This is a genomic window from Ectobacillus sp. (assembly GCF_056992975.1).
Genome location: NZ_JBXKMX010000268.1, coordinates 1 through 5887, shown reverse-complemented (window position 1 = coordinate 5887; position 5887 = coordinate 1). Strand labels below are relative to the sequence as shown.

Sequence of the window (5887 nt, the reverse complement as noted above, 5' to 3'; positions counted from 1 at the left end):
TATTTAGTGATATCTGTTTTTCCAAAAAGAGCTTGATCTGGCACGATAACATAAAGTACACCGAATGCTTTATCGTCCTGTATAATTGGGGTTGCTATTTCATACCATGTTTTTCCTTTATTATCTTGCCACTTTTGGGTTTGTTGCTCCGTAGATGTAGGTAGAATAGGTACAGTGTCTGAGAAGGAATTATGTTCAAATAGAAGGTCACCATTTTCATTAACGATGCGAAAGTGTAAATCAGTATTCTTCACAATTGTTTTCTTCTCAAAAAAGTTTTTTTCTCTTTGCCGAACCAGCTTATTAATAGTGGCTGAATTTCGATCATTTAGAAACGGAGCAATTTTTTCCGCTATGCTTTGTGCATAAACCTCAATAATTTTCAAACGATTTTCCTTGGTTGAACGATTTATCCATACACCGGATAGAACCCCTACCACTAATAAGCTTGTAAATAATATAATTACATATCGTCTTGTCCAATATTGTAATAAAGGTACTTTTTTATTCATAGACACAAAGTTGATACCCCACTCCTCGTAATGTTTTAATTTCTCCTTCTTCTGCGCTCCATTCCTTTAGAACTTGCCGCACTCGTTTAATCGACAAATCAACTGCCCGGTCACTCCCCTCATAATTCATACCCCATACTTGATCGAGAAGTTGATCTCTTGTAAAGGTTTGATTAGGATATTCTGCTAAATAAAACAACAAAGCTAAATCTCTAGGTGCTAACTCTACGATATTTCCATGTAGATAAACAGCAGAACCACTAAAATCAATTTTGAGTCCGCCAAAATATACACTATTCTTCTCTACAAGAGATGATGAACGTCGTAAGATTGCATTTACACGTGCTACCACTTCTTCTGGTGCAAAAGGTTTAGAAATATAATCATCTGCTCCTGATGAAAATCCTTTTAATTTATCACTCGTCTGTCCTAATGCCGTTAACATAATTACTGGACAAGAGCTTGTCTTTCTTATATAAGAGAGAACCTCCCATCCATTTCGACCAGGGAGCATAACATCAAGAATAACTAGTGCAGGCTTACTCGCTTGAAACACATCTAAAGCATGATTTCCATCTTGTGCAAGCAGCACCTCAAATCCATCTTTTCGTAAATACGCACTTAATACCTTTGCAATCGCTACTTCATCCTCGACAATTAGTACTTTCTTCATTTTTTCACACCTATCCTACACGCATAGTTTAAAAGGAGTTTGTTCTATTACCCCTTTCCTATCTTTATGAATGCTGACACTATCTCATTTATACTATTATTAATGGAAAAAATCGATACATACTAAATAAGAAGGGGAAACGATTCTCCCCTTCTTATTTAGTATGTGAATTTAATAGTGACAAACATTATTAAGCTTGTGGTTGTGTTGAATGTTTTTTTGCTGCTCTTGCGTCTTTTACTTCTTTTTTAATTTGCTCAACAGATTTTCCATCAGTCGTAATACCAAGACTCTTCGCTACCTCATTTAAGTGAACAACGCGTTTTTGTTGGACTGCTTCCTTCACTTCTTTACGAATTTCCTTCGTATCTTTTCCTTCCGTAGAAATCCCTAGTTTCGCAGCAGCACTAGTAAGATTTTTCTCTTTTTTACTTTTTGTTGCTTGACGAACTTCCTTACGAACCTCTTTCTTAGTTTTACCATCGATATTAATTCCAAGACGAGATGCGGCTTGTTTCAAATGATCGGAAATAGTTGCTTGACTACTTTGTGTATTTGTTTGAGCAGCAAACGCATTACTAACTCCAAATAGTCCTCCTGTAACTAAAACTCCAGCTAGTGAGAGCACGATAATCTTCTTATTCATAATAAATCCTCCTAATTTCTTGTAGTTTCATTCTTATTGTAGAGTAGAAATATGTCGGGAAAATGTCCATATTAAATGTATATTAAAGTATAAAAATACACATAATTCATTCTATTACTCTTAAAAAGCACAATAAAACATACGGATTCTTTGTGTAATATCCTTAATTTTTCTATTTATAGAAAGCATTTTCATTATTGATTTATCAACTTTTCAGTCTTATTTTATATATCCAATTACGGATTTTCCTATTTACAAAATGTTACAGAAAAAAATATGCAAAAAACTAACGACAATCTAGAAAAATAGTTTACAATATAAATACGTTGAAATACTTTTCCAACGTAAAAAAGATGTATTTGTGTCTAATTTTCAACAATATACGTCAATCTATTGCTAACTTTACTAGCAAAAGACTATATTATTTAATTAGGTAAGTGTAATTCAAAAGAGAAAGGAGTTTTATAACGTGCAACCAAAGAAACCATTTTGGAAGCTTGCTTCGCTTCTTCCACTATCACTCATTTTGTCGTTCCTTGGGGGATGCCAAAATATCTCGGTGCTGAATCCACAAGGTCCTGTTGCAAGAAGCGAATACAACTTGATTATGTGGTCAATTGCATTAATGCTAATCATTATTGTAGTTGTTTTCACTTTGTTTACGATTGTAGTCATCAAGTATCGTGAACGCCCAGATAACATGGATTATGAACCACCGGAACAAGAAGGAAATAAAATGCTTGAATTTATTTGGACTCTAGTTCCTATCATCATTGTTATCGCACTAGCTATTCCTACTGTAAAAACAACATTTGCGTTAGAAAAACCACCTGTAAATACTGACAGCAATGTAAAACCTGTCGAAATTTACGTAACATCAGCCAACTGGAAATGGATTTTTAGTTATCCGGAAGAAAATATTGAAACCGTTAACTATGTGAACATTCCAGCGGGTGTACCTATTAAATTCAAACTTACTTCTGTAGGGCCAATGAATGCTTTCTGGATTCCAGACCTTGGCGGTATGAAGTACACAATGAATGGTATGGTCATGGACTTATACTTACAAGCTGATAATCCTGGCGAATATCTAGGACGTAGCGCTAACTTTTCTGGTAAAGACTTTACATCAATGGAGTTCCAAGTTGTCTCTCAATCAAAGGATGACTATCAAAAATGGGTAAAAGATGTACAAAAAACTGCTCCTAAGCTTTCCGAAGACAAATATAATAGCATCATTGAACCTGGCGTAGTAGGTCGTATGTCTTATTCTAGTAATCACTTAAAATATGTTGATCCGAAATCACTTGAATATTGCGATTACAACTACTACAAAAATAAAAAATAGAGCATACTACAGATTGGAGTGAAGATAGTGAAGCTTGATCAATTTTTTGTCACAGGTGACCCGATTATATACGGCGCCGACGCTTCTATCGCTCTCGTAACACTAGGTATCCTTTTCGTACTGACAAAGTACAAAAAATGGAAGTGGTTATGGGATGAATGGTTAACGTCTGTCGACCATAAAAAAATCGGTATAATGTATATTATTTCAGCTGTACTTATGCTATTCCGTGGTGGTATGGATGGAATGATGATGCGTATTCAATTAACATTCCCAGATACACCATATTTAAATGCAGAACACTATAACGGTATATTTACAACACATGGTACAGTTATGATTATTTTCATGGCGATGCCTTTCGTTTTTGGATTAATGAACATTGCCGTTCCGCTTCAAATTGGAGCACGTGACGTTGCGTTTCCTTTCTTAAATGCACTTAGCTTCTGGTTATTCTTTGTCGGAGCCATGCTATTTAATATCGCATTCGTAATTGGTGGTTCTCCTGATGCTGGTTGGACTTCTTATATGCCTCTTGCAGGTACAGAATTCAGCCCTGGTGTTGGTAATAACTACTACGCGATTGCTATACAACTTTCCGGTATTGGTACGTTAATGACAGGGGTTAACTTCCTTGTTACGATTTTAAAAATGAGAACAAAAGGCATGACATTAATGAAAATGCCTATGTTCACATGGTCTATTTTAATAACAGCTATCATTATCCTGTTTGCATTCCCAGTATTAGCTGTAGCTCTTGCTCTTATGAGTATTGACCGTACTTTTGGAACAGCCTTCTTTACGATGGCAAACGATGGTATGCCGATGCTTTGGGCAAACTTATTCTGGGTATGGGGACATCCTGAAGTATATATCGTAATTCTTCCTGCTTTCGGTATATTCTCAGAAATATTTAGTACATTTGCTCGTAAACGTCTATTTGGTTATAAAGCAATGATTTATTCAATGGTTGCTATTTCCATACTAAGTGGGATTGTATGGCTCCATCACTTCTTTACAATGGGTGCTGGTCCTGCTGCTAACTCGTTCTTCTCAATCTCGACGATGGCAATTGCCATTCCAACAGGGGTTAAAATATTTAACTGGTTACTCACCCTATACAAAGGAAGAATTCGCTTTACAACTCCGATGCTTTGGGCATTAGGATTTATTCCTAACTTCGTTATTGGTGGGGTAACAGGGGTTATGCTTGCAATGGCAGCAGCTGACTATCAATATCATAACAGCTACTTCCTAGTTGCGCATTTTCACTACGTATTAATCGCAGGTACAGTATTTGCGATGTTTGCTGGCTTAATTTATTGGTACCCAAAAATGTTCGGTCATATGCTTAATGAACGTCTTGGTAAATGGACGTTCTGGTTATGGATGATTGGATTTAATATCTGTTTCTTCCCAATGTATTTCTTAGGTTTAGACGGAATGACTCGTCGTATGTACACATACTCATCTAGCCTTGGCTGGACTGGATTAAACCAAATCGCTACTGTCGGAGCATTTATGATGGCAGCTGGATTTGCAATCTTAGGTTACAACATCGTTTGGAGTGCATTAAAAGGTGAACGTGATGTAACAGGTGATCCATGGGGTGGTAGAACACTTGAATGGGCTACACAATCTCCTGTTCAACATTATAACTTTGCTGCACTTCCAGAAATCAAAGAACTAGATGCATTTTGGTACATGAAGAAAAGAGGAGAATCTCACATTGATGTAGAGAATCTGAAACCTATTCATATGCCAAACAACACTGGTCTACCAATTATAATGTCTGTCTTCTTCGGCATCGCTGGATTCGCTATGGTTTTCAAATGGATACCTCTTGCAATTGTTGGTCTTATCGCCGTATTCATTTGCATGTACATCCGTTCCTTTAGCTATGATGAAGGTTACCATGTGAGCGTAGAAGAAATTAAAAAGACAGAAAATCTAGTATGAGAGGTGAAGCATAATGGCAGCAATTAGTGAAGAATATAAAAATGCCCCTCTAGAGTATCAAGATGCTCAAGGCCGCTTGAACATTCTAGGGTTCTGGATCTTCCTAGGAGCGGAAATCGTGCTGTTTGCGACACTTTTCGCTTCTTACCTAGTACTGGCTGGTCGTGTTGGTAACGGCCCTACGCCAATGAAACTTTTTGAATTGCAACCTGTTGTTATTGAAACTCTCCTTCTTTTAACGAGTAGTTTCACTTGCGGTATCGCTGTACATGAAATGCGTAAAGGTAGCTTAAAAGGTCTATTAACTTGGTTAGTCTTTACTTTACTTCTTGGCGGCGGGTTCTTGTACATGGAAATTAATGAATTTGTACACTATGTACATTTAGGAGCAACCATGCAAACGAGTGGTTTCCTATCTGGATTCTTCGTTCTTCTCGGAACACATGGTGCCCACGTAACGTTAGGTACATTCTGGGCTATCGGAGTTATTATTCAACTTGTACAAAGAGGTTTAACTCCTATTACAGCAAGAAAAGTGTTCATTATCAGCTTATACTGGCACTTTCTTGACGTCGTTTGGATCTTCATCTACACGTTAGTTTACTTGAATGGGATGGTGGCGTAACGATGGAACAACATAATACGCATAATAGCTTTCCTTGGCAACACGTTTTTGGTTTTATTCTTTCCCTTGTATTAACATTTGGAGCTATGTACGTGGCGTTATATACGTCTCTTCCATTAGCTAC

General features: G+C 36.8%; 6 protein-coding genes and 1 pseudogene. 4 read left to right on the top strand and 3 right to left on the bottom strand.

Annotated features, from left to right (window positions below):
• The 3 genes and pseudogenes from AC11ZT_RS12355 to AC11ZT_RS12345 all read right to left on the bottom strand — a co-directional run.
• Window positions 1-518, bottom strand: a pseudogene (locus tag AC11ZT_RS12355) (hypothetical protein); the annotation flags it as partial.
• Window positions 505-1185 (bottom strand): response regulator transcription factor, encoded by a 681-nt coding sequence (locus tag AC11ZT_RS12350; protein WP_484059887.1) that lies wholly within the window; start codon window positions 1183-1185, stop codon window positions 505-507. The pseudogene AC11ZT_RS12355 and the gene AC11ZT_RS12350, both read right to left, overlap by 14 nt.
• A 190-nt stretch (window positions 1186-1375) precedes the next feature.
• Window positions 1376-1831 (bottom strand): hypothetical protein, encoded by a 456-nt coding sequence (locus AC11ZT_RS12345; RefSeq protein ID WP_484059886.1) that lies wholly within the window; start codon window positions 1829-1831, stop codon window positions 1376-1378.
• A 469-nt stretch (window positions 1832-2300) separates the two neighbouring features.
• On the opposite strand from AC11ZT_RS12345, the gene qoxA reads away from it, so the two are divergent.
• From qoxA to AC11ZT_RS12325, 4 genes are all read left to right on the top strand, one after another.
• Complete coding sequence (qoxA, locus tag AC11ZT_RS12340; RefSeq protein ID WP_484059885.1) at window positions 2301-3179, top strand: cytochrome aa3 quinol oxidase subunit II; 879 nt, start codon at window positions 2301-2303, stop codon at window positions 3177-3179.
• A gap of 27 nt (window positions 3180-3206) precedes the next feature.
• Window positions 3207-5138 carry a cytochrome aa3 quinol oxidase subunit I gene (gene qoxB / locus AC11ZT_RS12335; RefSeq protein WP_484059884.1) on the top strand — a complete coding sequence of 644 codons (1932 nt, stop codon included), beginning with the start codon at window positions 3207-3209 and terminating at the stop codon, window positions 5136-5138.
• 13 nt (window positions 5139-5151) lie between these two features.
• On the top strand, window positions 5152-5763 hold the full coding sequence (gene qoxC, locus AC11ZT_RS12330) for a cytochrome aa3 quinol oxidase subunit III (protein ID WP_484059883.1): 612 nt from the start codon (window positions 5152-5154) through the stop codon (window positions 5761-5763).
• Window positions 5764-5765: 2 nt separating this feature from the next.
• Window positions 5766-5887 (top strand): cytochrome C oxidase subunit IV family protein (locus AC11ZT_RS12325; protein ID WP_484059888.1); only part of this gene is annotated, 122 nt, incomplete at its 3' end.

Coding starts and splice junctions, on each gene's coding strand:
- qoxC (WP_484059883.1), top strand. CDS start 5,152: ATGGCAGCAATTAGTGAAGAATATAAAAATGCCCCTCTAGAGTATCAA.
- AC11ZT_RS12350 (WP_484059887.1), bottom strand. CDS start 1,185: ATGAAGAAAGTACTAATTGTCGAGGATGAAGTAGCGATTGCAAAGGTA.
- AC11ZT_RS12345 (WP_484059886.1), bottom strand. CDS start 1,831: ATGAATAAGAAGATTATCGTGCTCTCACTAGCTGGAGTTTTAGTTACA.